General features: G+C 65.3%; 15 protein-coding genes. 5 read left to right on the top strand and 10 right to left on the bottom strand.

Translation table 11 applies throughout. The features are described from left to right. Window positions 1-878: LysR family transcriptional regulator (locus ACE039_RS29385; protein WP_485824105.1), on the top strand; the 878-nt coding region annotated here is incomplete at its 5' end. Window positions 879-904: 26 nt separating this feature from the next. Continuing rightward, the gene (locus ACE039_RS29380; protein ID WP_448708024.1) at window positions 905-1,549 is read left to right on the top strand and encodes a histidine phosphatase family protein; all 645 of its coding nucleotides are present in this window, start codon (window positions 905-907) and stop codon (window positions 1,547-1,549) included. A 30-nt stretch (window positions 1,550-1,579) separates the two neighbouring features. Here the strand turns inward: ACE039_RS29380 and ACE039_RS29375 are convergent, their stop codons facing one another. The 3 genes from ACE039_RS29375 to carA all read right to left on the bottom strand — a co-directional run bounded on the left by ACE039_RS29375 (window position 1,580) and on the right by carA (window position 6,877). Continuing rightward, window positions 1,580-2,344 (bottom strand): SDR family oxidoreductase, encoded by a 765-nt coding sequence (locus ACE039_RS29375; RefSeq protein WP_485824104.1) that lies wholly within the window; start codon window positions 2,342-2,344, stop codon window positions 1,580-1,582. A gap of 125 nt (window positions 2,345-2,469) precedes the next feature. Further along, window positions 2,470-5,712, bottom strand: coding sequence for a carbamoyl-phosphate synthase large subunit (gene carB / locus ACE039_RS29370; RefSeq protein ID WP_105559878.1), 3,243 nt, complete (start codon window positions 5,710-5,712; stop codon window positions 2,470-2,472). A gap of 10 nt (window positions 5,713-5,722) precedes the next feature. Continuing rightward, complete coding sequence (carA, locus tag ACE039_RS29365) at window positions 5,723-6,877, bottom strand: glutamine-hydrolyzing carbamoyl-phosphate synthase small subunit (protein ID WP_310030804.1); 1,155 nt, start codon at window positions 6,875-6,877, stop codon at window positions 5,723-5,725. A gap of 228 nt (window positions 6,878-7,105) precedes the next feature. On the opposite strand from carA, the gene tal reads away from it, so the two are divergent. Further along, window positions 7,106-8,059: a transaldolase gene (gene tal, locus ACE039_RS29360; RefSeq protein ID WP_485811228.1), complete on the top strand. Its 954-nt coding sequence runs from the start codon at window positions 7,106-7,108 to the stop codon at window positions 8,057-8,059. 58 nt (window positions 8,060-8,117) lie between these two features. On the opposite strand, the gene ACE039_RS29355 is transcribed toward tal, so the two are convergent. Beyond that, window positions 8,118-8,645 carry a carboxymuconolactone decarboxylase family protein gene (locus ACE039_RS29355; RefSeq protein WP_485824103.1) on the bottom strand — a complete coding sequence of 176 codons (528 nt, stop codon included), beginning with the start codon at window positions 8,643-8,645 and terminating at the stop codon, window positions 8,118-8,120. Between the two features lie 316 nt (window positions 8,646-8,961). Here ACE039_RS29355 and ACE039_RS29350 point away from each other — a divergent pair, with 316 nt between their 5' ends. Together ACE039_RS29350 and ACE039_RS29345 are read left to right on the top strand one after the other, a co-directional pair. Continuing rightward, window positions 8,962-9,318, top strand: coding sequence for a response regulator (locus ACE039_RS29350; RefSeq protein WP_233214322.1), 357 nt, complete (start codon window positions 8,962-8,964; stop codon window positions 9,316-9,318). A 14-nt stretch (window positions 9,319-9,332) separates the two neighbouring features. Then, window positions 9,333-9,974 carry a hypothetical protein gene (locus tag ACE039_RS29345; RefSeq protein ID WP_485824102.1) on the top strand — a complete coding sequence of 214 codons (642 nt, stop codon included), beginning with the start codon at window positions 9,333-9,335 and terminating at the stop codon, window positions 9,972-9,974. 46 nt (window positions 9,975-10,020) lie between these two features. On the opposite strand, the gene ACE039_RS29340 is transcribed toward ACE039_RS29345, so the two are convergent. The 6 genes from ACE039_RS29340 to ACE039_RS29315 all read right to left on the bottom strand — a co-directional run bounded on the left by ACE039_RS29340 (window position 10,021) and on the right by ACE039_RS29315 (window position 14,959). Continuing rightward, complete coding sequence (locus tag ACE039_RS29340; RefSeq protein ID WP_105559873.1) at window positions 10,021-10,815, bottom strand: ABC transporter permease; 795 nt, start codon at window positions 10,813-10,815, stop codon at window positions 10,021-10,023. A 3-nt stretch (window positions 10,816-10,818) separates the two neighbouring features. Further along, complete coding sequence (locus ACE039_RS29335) at window positions 10,819-11,628, bottom strand: ABC transporter ATP-binding protein (RefSeq protein ID WP_105559872.1); 810 nt, start codon at window positions 11,626-11,628, stop codon at window positions 10,819-10,821. Further along, window positions 11,621-12,661 (bottom strand): ABC transporter substrate-binding protein, encoded by a 1,041-nt coding sequence (locus ACE039_RS29330; RefSeq protein WP_105559871.1) that lies wholly within the window; start codon window positions 12,659-12,661, stop codon window positions 11,621-11,623. Before ACE039_RS29330 ends, ACE039_RS29335 begins: the two co-directional genes overlap by 8 nt. Before the next feature lie 11 nt (window positions 12,662-12,672). Then, window positions 12,673-13,932 carry a CaiB/BaiF CoA transferase family protein gene (locus tag ACE039_RS29325; protein ID WP_105559870.1) on the bottom strand — a complete coding sequence of 420 codons (1,260 nt, stop codon included), beginning with the start codon at window positions 13,930-13,932 and terminating at the stop codon, window positions 12,673-12,675. A gap of 70 nt (window positions 13,933-14,002) precedes the next feature. Continuing rightward, entirely contained in the window at window positions 14,003-14,611 is a 609-nt protein-coding gene (recR, locus tag ACE039_RS29320; RefSeq protein WP_105559869.1) for a recombination mediator RecR, read from the bottom strand. A gap of 21 nt (window positions 14,612-14,632) precedes the next feature. Further along, entirely contained in the window at window positions 14,633-14,959 is a 327-nt protein-coding gene (locus tag ACE039_RS29315; protein WP_006221090.1) for a YbaB/EbfC family nucleoid-associated protein, read from the bottom strand. Window positions 14,960-15,156 lie beyond the last annotated feature (197 nt).

The raw sequence follows: 15,156 nt of genomic DNA, 5'->3' as shown, positions 1-15,156 counted from the left end.
CGGTCGCCCGGCTGGGCAACCTGACGAAGGCGGCCGAAGCGCTATCGCTGACCCAGCCTGCCGTCACCGCGCAGATCAAGGCGCTGGAACAGACCCTGGGCGTGGCGCTGTTCGACCGCAGCGGCGGGCGGCTGGCGCTGGCCAAGGCAGGCGAAGTGCTGTTGCCCACGGCGGAATCGCTGCTGGTGCTGGGCGCGCAGCTTCGGTCTGAAGCCCAGCAGCTGCAAGGCAGCCTGCACGGCGCGGTTGAACTGGGTGTGCCCAGCGAAAAGCCGGATTTCCTGCGTCTGGGCGAATTGGCCTCGGCCGTCAATCAGCGGCTGCCGCTGGTGGAGCTGAAGACCCAGACGCTGCCCGCCGCCACGCTGGCCGAACAGGTCAGCACCGGCCGCCTGCCGGCCGCGCTGACCATTGCCGCCAATCCCCCGCGCGGCGTGCTGTGGCTGCCGCTGCGCAGCGTGCGCTACCGCATCGCCCTGCCGAAAGAGCATGCCGCGGTACTCAAGCGCGGCGGCTGGCGGGAGGTGGCGCAACTGCCCTGGCTGGACGGCCCCTCCGGCTGCCATACCCACCTGCTGCTTCGCGACATGTTCGAGCGCCACGGCCTGTCGCCGCGCATCGTCATGCAACACGATGACCAGGCCAATCAGGATGCGCTGGTGCGTGCGGGCGCAGGCTGCGCGCTGCTGCGCGAGGAAACCGCGCTGGCGGGCGCGGCGTCCAACGATTTCATCGTTTGGGGCCAGGCCCGCGTGGACGCCATGCTAGGCTTTATCCTGCCGTATGAGCGTGCTAGCGAGCCCGCGCTGGTCGCGTTAAGCTCGATCATTCAAACCATCTGGAAGCCGCGCGCGGCCATCGCGCCGGCCCAGCTCTAAGCCTTACTCCCCACATCACGACCTCAATGACTGAAATCTGGTTCATCCGCCATGGCGAAACCGACTGGAACCGCCAGCGCCGCCTGCAAGGCTGGAAAGACATCCCCCTGAATGAATTCGGCGTCAACCAGGCCGGTTTGCTGGCGGCGCGCCTGCGCGAAGAAGCCCGCCACACGCCCATTCACGCCATCTACAGCAGCGACCTGCAACGCGCCCACGCCACCGCCGTGCCCGTATCCGAACAACTGGGCCTGCGTGTGCGCGTGGAACCCGGCATTCGAGAGCGCGGCTTCGGCGTGCTGGAAGGTCTGGACCACGAGCACATCGACACGCAGGCCCCCGAGGCCGCTGCCGCCTGGAAAAGCCGCGACCCGCTGCGCCCGCTGGATGGCGGCGAAACGCTGGGCCAGTTCCAGTCGCGCGTGATCTCGACGGTGGACGACATCGCCGGCCGCCACGAAGGCGAACGCATCCTGCTGTTCACGCACGGCGGTGTGCTGGACATTATCTGGCGCCATGCGTCGGGCGTGCCGCTGAATGCGCCGCGCGACGCGGCGCTGCTCAACGTCAGCATCAACCGCGTCGGCGTGCAGGGGCGCAAGTGGGAAGTACTGGATTGGGGCGACGTGGGCCATGTGGCCGACGAAGTCGGCGACGACGTGGTGCCGTAGACGGCAGCCACGGGATGCGCGAAGCGGAACCTACTCCGCTTTGCGCGGTTTGCGCGGCGCATCGCGCGCCAGCTTGTCATACACGGCGTTGGGCAGCAGCCGCATCAGCTTGGCCACCACGCCCATCTGCCACGGAATTACCGTATACGACGTGCCGCGCCCGATCGCGGCCAGCGCGCGCCGAGCAAAGGCATCCACCTCCATCAGGAAGGGCATCGAGTACGGATTCTTTGCCGTCATCGCGGTCTTGATGTAGCCGGGCGCGATCGTCACGACCCGAATGCCATCCGCCGCCAGTTCCAGCCGCAAGCTTTCGCAATAAGTCACCACGGCGGATTTGGACGCGCTATAGGCGCCCGCCCCCGGCAGGCCGCGTACGCCGGCCACGCTGGCGATACCCACCAGCCGTCCGGAACCCGCCGCGCGCATGGCGCCCACGAACGGTTCGAAGGTGGCGACAGTGGCCAGCAGATTGGTGTCGACAATGGCTTTGAACACGTCGTAGTCTTCGCCGTGCTCGGTCAACGTGCCCGCGCTGATGCCGGCGCTGGCGATGACCACGTCTACCCTGCCCTGGCAGAACGCGATGAAATCGGATGCGGCCGCATGCAGCGCCGCGCGGTCGCGCACATCGACCGCGTAGCAGCGGTGTTCGCCGGGCAGGCTGTCGGCCAGCTCGCGCAATGCGTCTTCGCGCCGGCCCAAAAGGCCAAGCGTGGCGCCGGATGCTGCGTACTGCTGCGCCAGGGCGCGGCCCAGGCCGCTGCTGGCGCCCGTAATGAAGACTCGATTCATGGATCGCCGTAAGCAGAGATGAAAAAGCAGGGATGAAAAAGGGGCGACCCTTTTACAAGGGCCGCCCCGGCATCCTACATCAAGCGCACGCGGCTGGCTTGCGCCGCGCGCCCTCTTTCAGTGCTTCAGTCCTTCAACAACGACGCGTGCAGATCCTGCAACGGATACACCTGCAGGCCAAGGCCTTGGCGCAGGTACTGCATGCCCTCGACCGCGGCGCGGGCGCCGGCGATGGTGGTGAAGAACGTGACGCGGGCCGCCAGCGACTGCGTACGGATGGTGCGCGAATCGACGATGGCGTTGCGACGCTCTTCGACCGTGTTGATGACCAGCGCGATTTCGCCGTTCTTCACCATGTCGACGATATGCGGACGGCCTTCGGTGACCTTGTTGACCACTTGCACCGGAATGCCGGCGGCTTCGATCTCGGCAGCCGTGCCGCGCGTGGCGACCAGCTTGAAGCCCAAGGCATGCAGGCCGCGCGCCACTTCGACGGCGCGGGGCTTGTCCTGGTTCTTCACGCTGATGAACACCGTGCCGGATTCCGGCAGACGCACGCCAGCGGCCAGTTGCGACTTCACGAAGGCTTCGCCGAAGCTCATGCCCACGCCCATCACTTCGCCCGTCGACTTCATTTCGGGGCCCAGGATGGTGTCCACGCCCGGGAACTTCACGAACGGGAACACGGCTTCCTTGACCGAGAAGTAAGGCGGCACGACTTCCTTCGTGATGCCTTGCGCCGCCAGCGTCTGGCCGGCCATGGCGCGCGCGGCGATCTTGGCCAGTTGCAGGCCGGTGGCCTTGGACACGTAGGGCACCGTGCGCGATGCGCGCGGATTCACTTCCAGCACGTAGACGTCACCGCCCTGGATGGCGAACTGCACGTTCATCAGGCCGCTGACGTTCAAGGCCTTGGCCATCATCGTGGTCTGGCGCTTGATCTCGGCGATGACTTCCGCCGACAGCGAGTACGGGGGCAGGCTGCACGCCGAGTCGCCCGAGTGCACGCCGGCCTGCTCGATGTGTTCCATGACGCCGCCGATGAAGACGGTTTCGCCATCGGCCAGGCAGTCCACATCGACTTCGGTGGCGTTGTTCAGGAAGCGGTCCAGCAGCACGGGCGAGTCATTGCTGACCTTCACGGCCTCGCGCATGTAGCGTTCAAGGTCTTGCTGCTCGTGCACGATTTCCATGGCGCGGCCGCCCAGCACGTAGCTGGGGCGGACGACCAGCGGGTAGCCGATTTCGGTGGCGTGGGCCAGGGCCTCGCCTTCGGTACGCGCGGTGCGGTTGGGCGGCTGGCGCAGGCCAAGCTTGTTCAACAGCTTCTGGAAACGTTCGCGGTCTTCGGCGACGTCGATGGATTCCGGGCTGGTGCCGATGATGGGCACGCCGTTGGCTTCCAGGGCGCGCGCCAGCTTCAACGGCGTCTGGCCGCCGTACTGGACGATCATGCCGACCGGGTTTTCCTTGTGGACGATTTCCAGCACGTCTTCCAAGGTCAGCGGTTCGAAGTACAGGCGGTCCGACGTGTCGTAGTCGGTGGACACGGTTTCCGGGTTGCAGTTGACCATGATGGTCTCGTACCCGTCTTCGCGCAACGCCAGCGCGGCATGCACGCAGCAGTAGTCGAATTCGATGCCCTGGCCGATACGGTTCGGGCCACCGCCCAGCACCACGATCTTCTTGCGATCGGTGGGCGCGGCTTCGCACTCTTCCTCGTACGTGGAGTACATGTAGGCGGTGCGGGTGGCGAATTCGGCGGCGCAGGTGTCCACGCGCTTGTAGACTGGACGCACGTTCAACTGGTGACGCAGCTTGCGAACTTCGGATTCAGCCGAGTCCAGCAGGAAAGCCAGGCGGCGATCGGAGAAACCGCGGCGCTTGAGTTCCCACAGGGTGGCGTAGTCCAGGTCGGCCAGCGTTTTTTGTTCCAGCGCCAGTTCGATGTCGACGATTTCCTTGATCTGCGACAGGAACCAGGGGTCGATGTGCGTGATGTTGTGCACTTCGTCCAGCGTGAAACCTTGCGCGAAGGCATCGCCCACGTACCAGATGCGTTCCGGACCGGGCTCGCCCAGTTCGACTTGCAGCTTTTCGCGGTCGGTGGTTTTCTGGTTCAGGCCGTCGACGCCGACTTCCAGGCCACGCAGCGCCTTCTGGAACGATTCCTGGAAGGTGCGGCCGATGGCCATGACTTCACCGACGGACTTCATCTGGGTGGTCAGGCGCGCGTCGGCGGTGGGGAATTTCTCGAACGCGAAACGCGGCACCTTGGTGACGACGTAGTCGATCGACGGCTCGAACGAGGCCGGCGTGGCGCCGCCCGTGATTTCGTTCTTGAGCTCGTCCAGCGTATAGCCCACGGCCAGGCGCGCGGCGACCTTGGCGATGGGGAAGCCGGTGGCCTTGGAGGCCAGCGCCGACGAACGCGACACGCGCGGGTTCATTTCGATGACGATCATGCGGCCGTCGCGCGGGTTGACCGCGAACTGCACGTTCGAACCGCCCGTATCCACGCCGATCTCGCGCAATACCGCGATCGATGCGTTACGCATGATCTGGTATTCCTTGTCGGTCAGCGTCTGGGCCGGCGCCACGGTGATCGAGTCGCCGGTGTGCACGCCCATCGGGTCCAGGTTTTCGATCGAGCAGACGATGATGCAGTTGTCCGCCTTGTCGCGGACCACTTCCATCTCGAATTCCTTCCAGCCCAGCAGCGACTCTTCGATCAGCAGTTCGCTGGTCGGCGACGCTTCCAGGCCACGGCGGCAGATGGTTTCGAATTCTTCGGCGTTGTACGCAATGCCGCCGCCCGAACCACCCATCGTGAAGCTGGGGCGAATGACGGCCGGGAAGCCCGAGGTGCCGACTTCAGCCGCGATGCGGCGCTGCACTTCCCAGGCTTCGTCCATGCTGTGGGCAACGCCCGACTTGGCCGATTCCAGCCCGATGTCGGTCATGGCCTGCTTGAACTTCTGGCGGTCTTCAGCCTTTTCGATGGCGTGCTCGTTGGCGCCGATCAGTTCCACGTTGTGCTTTGCCAGCACGCCGTGGTGGGCCAGGTCCAGCGCGCAGTTCAGCGCGGTCTGGCCGCCCATGGTCGGCAGCAGCGCATCGGGCTTTTCACGCTCGATGATCTTTTCAACGGCTTGCCAGGTGATGGGCTCGATGTAGGTGACGTCGGCCGTTTCCGGGTCCGTCATGATCGTGGCCGGGTTGCTGTTCACCAGGATGGTGCGGTAACCCTCGGCCTTGAGCGCCTTGCACGCCTGCGCGCCGGAATAGTCGAATTCGCAGGCCTGCCCGATGATGATGGGGCCGGCGCCGATGATGAGTATGCTTTTTAGGTCTGTACGCTTGGGCATGATGCAATCTTTACTTTTGGCCGGACATCAGGGCGATGAACTTGTCGAACAGTTCAAGGATGTCGTGCGGACCCGGGCTGGCTTCGGGGTGACCCTGGAAGCAGAAGGCCGGGCGGTCGGTGAGCTCGAAGCCCTGCAACGTGCCGTCGAACAGCGACACGTGCGTCACGCGCGCATTGGCCGGCAGGCTGGCCGCGTCGACCGCGAAGCCGTGGTTCTGGCTCGTGATGAACACGCGCTTGGACTGGAGATCCTGCACGGGATGGTTCGCGCCGTGGTGGCCGGTCTTCATCTTGAGCGTCTTGCCGCCGACGGCCAGGCCCATGATCTGATGGCCCAGGCAGATGCCGAACACCGGCAGCTTCTTGTCCAGGAACGTGCGCGTGGCGGCGATGGCGTAGTCGCAAGGCTCGGGGTCGCCGGGACCGTTGGACAGGAACACACCGTCGGGATTCAGCTTCAGGACGTCTTCGGCGCTGGTTTGCGCCGGCACCAGCGTCAGACGGCAGCCGCGGTCGGCCAGCAGGCGCAGGATGTTGCTCTTGATGCCGAAGTCATACGCGACGACGTGGAACTTGGACTGGTCGGGCTTGGAGAAGCCTTGGCCCAGTTGCCAGGTGCCATCGGTCCACTCGCTGCTGGTCTTGACCGAGACGACCTTGGCCAGATCCTGGCCGGCCATGCCGGCAAAGCCGCGGGCCAGTTCAACGGCGCGCTCGGTGTCGGTGCCAACGAAGATGCAGGCGCCCTGGGCGCCTTTTTCACGCAGGATGCGCGTGAGCTTGCGGGTGTCGATGCCGGAAATGGCGACGATGCCTTGCGCGGCCAGATAGTCGGGCAAGGATTGCGTGGAACGGAAGTTCGACACGCGAGCGGGACAGTCGCGGACCACCAATCCGGCGGCATAGACGCGATTGGCTTCGACGTCTTCGGCATTGACGCCGGTGTTGCCAATGTGCGGATAGGTCAGCGTGACGATCTGACCGCTATAGCTGGGATCGGTGAGAATTTCCTGGTACCCGGTCATCGCGGTGTTGAACACCACTTCGGCAACGGTATGGCCAGGCGCACCGATCGACACGCCTCGAAAAATGGTACCGTCCGCCAGAGCCAGAATTGCAGGAGGGAAGCGGTTGATCCCCTCGGGAAAAAGTTGCGGCAGCACAGTAAACCCCGGTTTTAGAATCGATAATCAAACCTTCGGATTATACCTTGACCCGGCGCTTTTCTCGGAGAACCGCGCCAAATAAGGCCGATATCGGTGATTCCCGCCCTTTTCGAGCCACCACGCCGCGTTCTCGGGCCACGCGCCGTTTGGCGGACAGCAAGGCGCCAGCGGCAGTGATACGCTAGGGACACCTTCAACCCTTGCCGTCGTGAGCCGTATTTGTCCATGTCCAGCCAACTTGACGCCCTGCGCAATCACACCACCGTTGTCGCCGACACCGGGGATTTCGAAGCGATGAAGGCGTTGCGTCCCACGGACGCTACCACTAATCCGTCCCTTATTCTTAAAGCCGTTCAGCAGGACGCCTACCGTCCGCTGCTGGAAAAAACGGCGCGCGACCATGGCGGCGCCTCGACGCCCGACCTCGTCGACCGCCTGTTGGTCGCTTTTGGCCGCGCCATCCTGAACATCGTGCCGGGCCGCGTTTCGACCGAAGTGGACGCGCGCCTGTCGTTCGACACCCGCGCCACCATCGAACGCGCCCGCGGCCTGATCGCCCTGTACGAGGCCGCCGGCGTGCCGCGCGAGCGCGTGCTGATCAAGATCGCCTCGACGTGGGAAGGCATCCAGGCCGCCCGCGCCCTGCAATCCGAAGGCGTGCGCTGCAACCTGACTTTGCTGTTTTCGCTGCCCCAGGCCGTGGCCTGCGCCGATGCGAACGTGCAACTGATTTCTCCTTTCGTCGGCCGCATCTACGACTGGCACAAGAAGAACGCCGGCGCCTCCTGGGTAGAAGCCGACAACGCCGGCGCCCGCGACCCCGGCGTGCTGTCGGTCAGCCGCATTTACCGCTATTACAAGCAGCATGGCATCGCCACCGAGATCATGGGCGCAAGCTTCCGCAATGCGGGACAGATCCTGGCGCTATCCGGCTGCGATCTGCTGACCATCAGCCCCGACCTGCTGAACCAGCTGGCCGGCGCCGAAGGCGACGCCCCCGCGCAATTGCGCGCCGACGACACGGGCGAACCCATCGCGCGTATCGGCTCGGACGAGATCAGCTTCCGCACGCTGCTCAACGACGACGCCATGGCGACCGAAAAGCTGTCCGAGGGCATCCGCCTTTTCGTGGCGGACGCGGTCAAGCTGGACGCGCTGATCGAGGCGCAGCGGCGCTAAGCTGGCACCTATGCCGGCAGGCGCGCGCCTTGCCCGCGCGCGCCCGCTTCGCGACGGCCTAGCGGTGGTCGTGCGAATGCACTTGCAGCGCTTCCAGGAAGCGCGACACCATGTTGTACGCCGCCACCGTCGCGGTCAGTTCGACGATGAGCTTATCCGACCCCATCGCCGCCCGCGCGGCCTGGAACACGGGTTCGGGCACCTGCACCTGGCGGGTCATCGCGTCGGTGTAGGCCAGCACCGCCTTTTCCCGCTCGCTGAACAGCGCCGAACTTTCCCAGGCGTCCAATGCGTCCAGCTGTGCCTGGGAAACCCCTTCTTTCAGCGCGATCGGCGCGTGTTGGTCGGCCTCGTAAGGGGCGCCGTTGATCGCCGCCACCCGCATGATGACCAGCTCGCGAAGGTCGCCCGGCAGCGTGCTTAGCTGACGGATCGACGTCAGGTAGTTCAACCAGCCGCCCGCGACCGCGGGGCTATGCAACAGCATCCGGTACAGGTGCAGGACGCTGCCGCGCTCTGCGACGATGCGATCGACCAGGGGCCGGGCGTCGGGATGAGTCAGATCGGCGTAGGGAAGACGGGCCATGAAAACTCCATATCGGTGACAGGGCTGCAAATGCACACATTCGCACAATATATTTGACATAATGACAGCACATCGCGCGTCCCCGGTATAGAGCCAGCACGAATGCGCCCCCATCCGTTTCACCCGCCGCGCTTGCGTTCGTGCCATCGCAACGGCCGGAAACGGGTCTGTCCCCCGCCCGCCTGGTCGTGGCCCGACACGACGGCGAGATTTCCGGTGGATTGCCGCGACGGCCTGGCGCTTTGCTCGGTGACGCTGCCGCGCGGCCAGCACGATACGCCCGCCCTTGATATCTGGAGGTACCCTTTTGAACGACGTGCGCGCGATTCGCGTCCTGCTGGTTGACGATAACGAAATGGGCTCGGAGCTGCTGGCCGAGTTCCTGGCGCTTTCCGGACTGGAAACGCGCTGTGCCGCCACCGGCGAAGCCGCCCTGGAACTGGCCGACAGTTTCGCTCCCGAGGCCGTGCTGGTGGACATCCTGCTGCCCGACATGGACGGCTACGAACTCGCCACCAGGTTGCGCGCGCGCGGCAAGCCGGCCCGTATTTATGCGTTGAGCGGGTTGGCGCGCCAGGAACGGCGCGACGCCCCGGAAGGCGTGTTCAACGGCTGGATCGAAAAGCCCGCCGACCCCGACGCGCTGCTGGCCATCTTGCGCCAGGCGCACTAAACGTGACCCTTCCCATGCCTGCCCCCCTGCAAGCGCTGGCTGCCCACGGCGTACGGCTGAAAGTGCTGGCGCAGGTCTTCCCCGTGCTGCGTCACGAGGTGGTCGGCCCGCTGTCCAACGCGACGCTGGCGGCCGCGATGCTGCGCCAGACGCCTGAAGGCGCCAGCCCCGACGCCTTGCAGCAGCGCTGCCAGCGACTGGCAGGCGACTTGACGGGCATGCTTGAAGACAGCGTCGCCGTCGTGCGCGACCTGGACCAATGGTTTGCGGACCACGGCGCGATGGCGCCGGCCGACGCGTTGCTGGGCGAGTGCCGCAAACTGATGTTTTCGCATTTGCTGCTGTCCCGCCGCAGCGTCACCTGGTCCGAAACGGTCGCTGCCGTCCAGTTGCCGACGTTCGCCTCGCGCTATTTGGTGCTGGCCTGGCTGCTTTGCTTGCTGCAGGCCCTTCCCGCCGACTCGGATCTTGCGCTGGATTTTTCCCAGGCGGATGCGTGGCATGCCCGATTTTCCGGCGCGCCGGTTTTTTCCGATGCGCAACCTGCGACTTTCGACCCGCAGGAAGTCGAACTGCTGGCGGACGCGGCAGGCTGGCGCCTGGTGCGCCAGGCGGATTGCTGGTCGCTGCATCTGCCCGTGCTTCCCGACAAATAAGGCAGGCGGCAACGGCTGGCCAGCCGCCGTTGGCCGCCCGGCCGGGTTACAGCTTTTCGGTCTCGCCCGATTTGGGCTGCCACTTCATCAGGCGCTTTTCACCGACGCCGACGATGTAGTCGAGCACCAGCGCGAATGCCGTCAATACGACGATGCCCGCGAACACCGTGTTCACGTCGAACGTACCTTCCGCCTGCAGGATCAGGTAGCCCACGCCGCTTGCCGACCCCAGGTATTCCCCGACCACGGCACCGACGAAGGCCAGGCCCACGGACGTATGCAGGCTGGAAAACACCCAGCTGGTGGCCGACGGCAGATAGACATGGCGCAGCAATTGGCGTTTGCGTGCGCCCAGCATGCGCGCGTTGTCCAGCAAAGTCGGACTGACTTCGCGCACGCCCTGGTAGACGTTGAAGAACACGATGAAGAACACCAGCGTGACGGCCAGCGCCACCTTGGACCAGATACCCAACCCGAACCACATGCCGAAGATCGGCGCCAGGATGACGCGCGGCATCGAGTTGGCGGCCTTGATGTAGGGGTCGAGGATGGCACTTGCGCGCGGCGACAGCCCCAGCCACAAGCCGAAGCCCAGGCCGGCGATGGTGCCGATGAAAAACGCCAGCACGGTTTCGGTCAGGGTCACCCACAGGTGCGTGTAGATGTCCGCGTTGGTAATGAACCAGGCCCAGATGCGGCCCCAGACCTTCAGCGGCTCGCCAAAGAAGAACGCGACCTTGGAATCTCGCGATGCGAAATGCCAGACGCCCAGGATGACGACCAGCAGCAGCAGTTGCCAAAAGCGCAGGCTGGCGGAACCGGATTTGAATGACTTCGACATACCTCAGGCTCGCTTCTGTTGGGCATAGCCCTTGAGAACTTCTTCGCGCAGCACGGCCCAGATGGCCGTATGCAGCTCGACGAAACGCGGATGGGCGCGCACCTCGGCGACGTCGCGCGGGCGCGGCAGATCGATGGTGAATTCACCGATCGGGTGCGTGCCCGGCCCGGCCGACAGCACGATCACGCGGTCGCTCATCGCGATGGCTTCGTCCAGGTCATGCGTGATGAACAGCACGGCCTTGCGCTTGGCCATCCACAGTTCCAGCACCTCGTTTTCCATGAGCTGGCGCGTCTGGATGTCCAAGGCCGAGAAGGGCTCATCCATCAGGATGATGTCGGGATCGCGGATCAGCGTCTGGGCCAGCATCGCGCGCTTGCGCATGCCGCCCGACATCTGGTGCGGATAGCGGCTCTCAAAGCCGCCCAGCCCCACGCGGCGCATCCACTCCCGGCCGCGCTCCAGCGCTTCCGGACGCGGCACGCCGGCGAAGTCCAACCCGGCGACCACGTTGTCCAGCGCGCTGCGCCAGGGCAAGAGGGCTTCGCCCTGGAACATGTAGCCCGCGCGCGCGTTGATGCCCGACAGGGGTTGGCCGAAGACCTTCACCTGGCCCGACGATGGCGCCAGCAAGCCGGCGCCAACGTTGAGCAAGGTGGATTTCCCGCACCCGGTCGGCCCCACCACCGACACGAACTCCCCGGGCGCGATGGCCAGGGTCGTGTCGCTGACGGCGGTGTAGCGCTGTGACCGGTCGTCACGCGAAACAAAGGTGCAACTGATATTTTCCAGCGATAGTGCGGCTTCAGCCATTGGCGTACTTCTCGTTGGCGCGGCGCGCGAAATCGTTGGTCCAGACCTTGGAGGCGTCGATCTTCCCGCCGTCGAAATCCGCCTGATAGGCGGCCAGCGCCTTCAGCGCGGTGGCCGCGCCGTCTTCGGGGATCATGCCGTTGGGCGACAGGCCTTCCAGGCTCTTTGCGATGGCGGCCTTGTAGACCGCAGGATCGCCCAGCAGGTAGGTTTCCGGCACGATCTTGGCGATCTCGTCGGGACCGGCCTTCTGAATCCACTTGTCGGCGCGAACCAGCGCATTGGTCAGGGCCTGCGTCGTGTTCGGGTTGGCGTCGATGAACGCCTGCGGCGCGTACAGGCAGCCGGCCGGCATGTTGCCGCCGAAAATGTCCTGGGTGTCCTTGAGGGTGCGCGTGTCGACGATGATCTGGATATCGCCCGGCATCTGCAGCATCGACACCACGGGGTCGGTATTGGAGATGGCGTCGATCTGGCCACTGCGCAAGGCCGTCACGGCGCCTGCGCCGGCGCCCACGCCGATGATGGACACGTCGGATGCCTTCAAGCCGTGCTTGGCCAGGAAGAAGCTGACCACCATGTTGGTGGACGAGCCCGGCGCGGTCACGCCGATCTTCTTGCCCTTGAGGTCGGCCGGGCCCTTGTAGTTGGGCAGGTTCTTCTTGGACACGCCCACGCCGATCATCGGCGCGCGGCCTTGCAGCACGAAGGCGCGGTACGCCTGGCCCTTGGATTGCATGGACAACGTGTGCTCGAACGCGCCCGAGACGACGTCGGCGCTACCCCCCACGACGGCCTGCAACGCCTTGGAGCCGCCTGCGAAGTCGGCGATGCTGACATCCAGGCCTTCGTCCTTGAAGTAACCGCGGGCTTCCGCGATGGACAAGGGCAGATAGTAGATCAGGGGCTTGCCGCCCACGGCGATCTGGACCTTGGTCTTCTCAAGCTTCTGTGCGCGCACGATCGCGGGCGCCATGCCCATGACGCCGGCGGCGCCGGCCATCTTGAGCAAGTCACGGCGGGTAACTGACATGTGGTTGTCTCCTAATTGTCGGGTTTACCGATAGCGCCGGTCTTCGCCAGCTCGTCAATAGCCGCTGAATCATACCCCAGCGATTTCAGGACTTCCTCGGTATGTTCCCCTAATGCCGGGCCGACCCAGCGCGTCTGGCCGGGGGTCTCCGACAGCTTGGGAACCACAGCGGGCAGCTTGACCGGCGTGCCGTCGGCGAAGTGATGCTGCTCGATCATTTGGCGCGCCAGGAACTGGGGATCGCTGAACATGTCGGCCACGCTGTAGATCTTGCCGACGGGCACATCCGCGCCCTTCAGCACGCCCAGCGCCTCGTCGATGCCGCGGGCGCCGCACCATTGCTGAATGGCGCCGTCGATCTCGTCGACCCGGCGCGCGCGGCCATCGTTACGCACCAGATCGGGGTCTTCGGCCAGATCGTCCCGGCCGATGGCCCGCATCAGCCGATGGAAGATCGCGTCGCCGTTGCCGGCGATGACGATGTTCTGGCCGTCACGCGTGGTGTACGTGTTGGACGGCACGATGCCGGGCAGCGCGCCGCCCGTGCGTTCGCGCACCACCCCAGCCACGTCGTATTCGGGAACAAGGCTTTCCATCATGTTGAACACGGCCTCGTACAAGGCCACATCCACCATCTGCCCCTGCCCGGCCTGGCAGGCATCGCCCGACTTGCCGTTCCAGCGGCCGCCCGTGGCGTCGCGGTGGCGCAGCGCCATCATTGCGCCGATCACGCCGTGCAGCGCGGCGATGGAATCGCCGATGGAAATGCCGACCCGCAACGGTGGCCGGTCGGGGTGGCCCGACACATAGCGCAGCCCGCCCATGGATTCACCGATGGCGCCAAAGCCCGGCTGGTCTTTCATGGGGCCGGTCTGGCCGTAGCCCGACAGCCGCACCATGATCAGCGCGGGATTGATGGCGCGCAGTTGCTCGAACCCCAGGCCCCATTTCTCGAGCACGCCCGGGCGGTAGTTTTCGACCACGACATCGGCGTCCAGCGCCAGCTTGCGGGCGATCTCCTGGGCGCGCGGGTCTTTCAGGTTCAGGGCGATGGATTGCTTGTTGCGTGCCTGCACCGTCCACCAGAGCGAATTGCCCTCATGCAGATGGCGCCAGCTGCGGATGGGATCTCCGCCACCCGTGCCGTCTGGCCCGTGCGGCGTCTCCACCTTGATGACATCGGCGCCGAATTCGCCGAAGATGCGCGCGGCGAACGGCCCGGCGATAAGCGTGCCGAGTTCCAGGACCTTGAGTCCGGTCAGCGCTGACATGGTTTGTCTTCCTCACGATTTTTTTGCCGCGCCGATACGTTGCCGGCTGGCTGTTGTGGTGCCGCGAGCCTCAGGTAGTCTTGCGCTCCATCAAGGCCCAGGCGATTGTGCCGGCATCCACGTATTCCAGTTCACTGCCTGCCGGCACGCCGCGCGCCAGACGCGTCACGCGCAGGCCGCGTTCGCCCAGTGCTTCGCCCAGGAAGTGGGCGGTGGTCTCGCCTTCGGCGGTGAAGTTGGTGGCCAGGATGACTTCCTGCACCTCGCCGTCCGTCGCCCGCTTGATCACGCGGTCGAAGTCCAGCTCGCGGGGGCCAATGCCTTCCAGCGGCGCCACGCGGCCCATCAGCACGTAGTACAGGCCACGGTAGCCGTGGCTGGACTCGATCATGTTCTGGTCGGCCGGCGTTTCCACGATGCACAGCAGCGAGCGGTCGCGCTTGGGATTGGCGCAGGTGCCGCAGACCTCTTCTTCCGAAAAGCTGTTGCACCGGGCGCAGTGCTTGAGATCCCGGACGGCGCCGGCCAATGCCTGCCCCAGCATGTCCGCGCCTTGCGGGTCATGCTGCAGCAGGTGGTACGCCATGCGTCTGGCCGATCGGATGCCTACGCCGGGCAGGCGCCGCAGCGCCTCGATCAGCGACACCAGCGGTTCGGGTTCAGGCAGTAAGGGATCCATTGCGGCCTAGGATCGCGCCGATCAGAACGGCAGCTTCATGCCCGGGGGCAGCGGCATGCCGGCGGTAACGCCCGCCATCTTTTCCTGGGACGTGGTTTCAGCCTTGCGCAGCGCGTCGTTGAACGCGGCGGCGACCAGATCTTCCAACATGTCCTTGTCGTCGCCCAGCAGCGACGGATCGATCACGACGCGCTTGACGTCGTGGCGGCAGGTCATGGTGACCTTGACCAGGCCGCCGCCAGAGGCGCCTTCGACCAGGATCTCAGCCAGCGCGTCTTGCGCCTTCTTCATGTTTTCCTGCATCTGCTGCGCCTGGCGCATCAGGCCGGCCAGTTGTCCTTTCATCATGATGGATGTTCCTTGAACGAGGGGAATGAGAGATTGCCGCCGCCTCAGGCAGCGGCCGGGGGATCAACGTGGCGGATGGAGCCGGGTACGACCTGGCCTCCAAAATCGGCCAACAGTGCTTGCACAAAAGGATCGACGGCCACGGCGTCTTCGGCGGCCTGCTGGCGCGCGGCGCGTTCGGCCTGCGCCCCCGCATG

This window comes from Achromobacter maghribensis, assembly GCF_057334215.1.
The sequence above is the reverse complement of the archived record's forward strand: the minus strand, read 5'-3'. Positions and strand labels throughout refer to the sequence as shown.

What these genes read in the sequence shown, in the direction of transcription:
- ACE039_RS29380 (WP_448708024.1), top strand. Translation starts at nt 905, where the DNA reads ATGACTGAAATCTGGTTCATCCGCCATGGCGAAACCGACTGGAACCGC.
- ACE039_RS29375 (WP_485824104.1), bottom strand. Translation starts at nt 2,344, where the DNA reads ATGAATCGAGTCTTCATTACGGGCGCCAGCAGCGGCCTGGGCCGCGCC.
- carB (WP_105559878.1), bottom strand. Translation starts at nt 5,712, where the DNA reads ATGCCCAAGCGTACAGACCTAAAAAGCATACTCATCATCGGCGCCGGC.
- tal (WP_485811228.1), top strand. Translation starts at nt 7,106, where the DNA reads ATGTCCAGCCAACTTGACGCCCTGCGCAATCACACCACCGTTGTCGCC.
- ACE039_RS29355 (WP_485824103.1), bottom strand. Translation starts at nt 8,645, where the DNA reads ATGGCCCGTCTTCCCTACGCCGATCTGACTCATCCCGACGCCCGGCCC.
- ACE039_RS29345 (WP_485824102.1), top strand. Translation starts at nt 9,333, where the DNA reads ATGCCTGCCCCCCTGCAAGCGCTGGCTGCCCACGGCGTACGGCTGAAA.
- ACE039_RS29340 (WP_105559873.1), bottom strand. Translation starts at nt 10,815, where the DNA reads ATGTCGAAGTCATTCAAATCCGGTTCCGCCAGCCTGCGCTTTTGGCAA.
- ACE039_RS29335 (WP_105559872.1), bottom strand. Translation starts at nt 11,628, where the DNA reads ATGGCTGAAGCCGCACTATCGCTGGAAAATATCAGTTGCACCTTTGTT.
- ACE039_RS29330 (WP_105559871.1), bottom strand. Translation starts at nt 12,661, where the DNA reads ATGTCAGTTACCCGCCGTGACTTGCTCAAGATGGCCGGCGCCGCCGGC.
- ACE039_RS29325 (WP_105559870.1), bottom strand. Translation starts at nt 13,932, where the DNA reads ATGTCAGCGCTGACCGGACTCAAGGTCCTGGAACTCGGCACGCTTATC.
- recR (WP_105559869.1), bottom strand. Translation starts at nt 14,611, where the DNA reads ATGGATCCCTTACTGCCTGAACCCGAACCGCTGGTGTCGCTGATCGAG.
- ACE039_RS29315 (WP_006221090.1), bottom strand. Translation starts at nt 14,959, where the DNA reads ATGATGAAAGGACAACTGGCCGGCCTGATGCGCCAGGCGCAGCAGATG.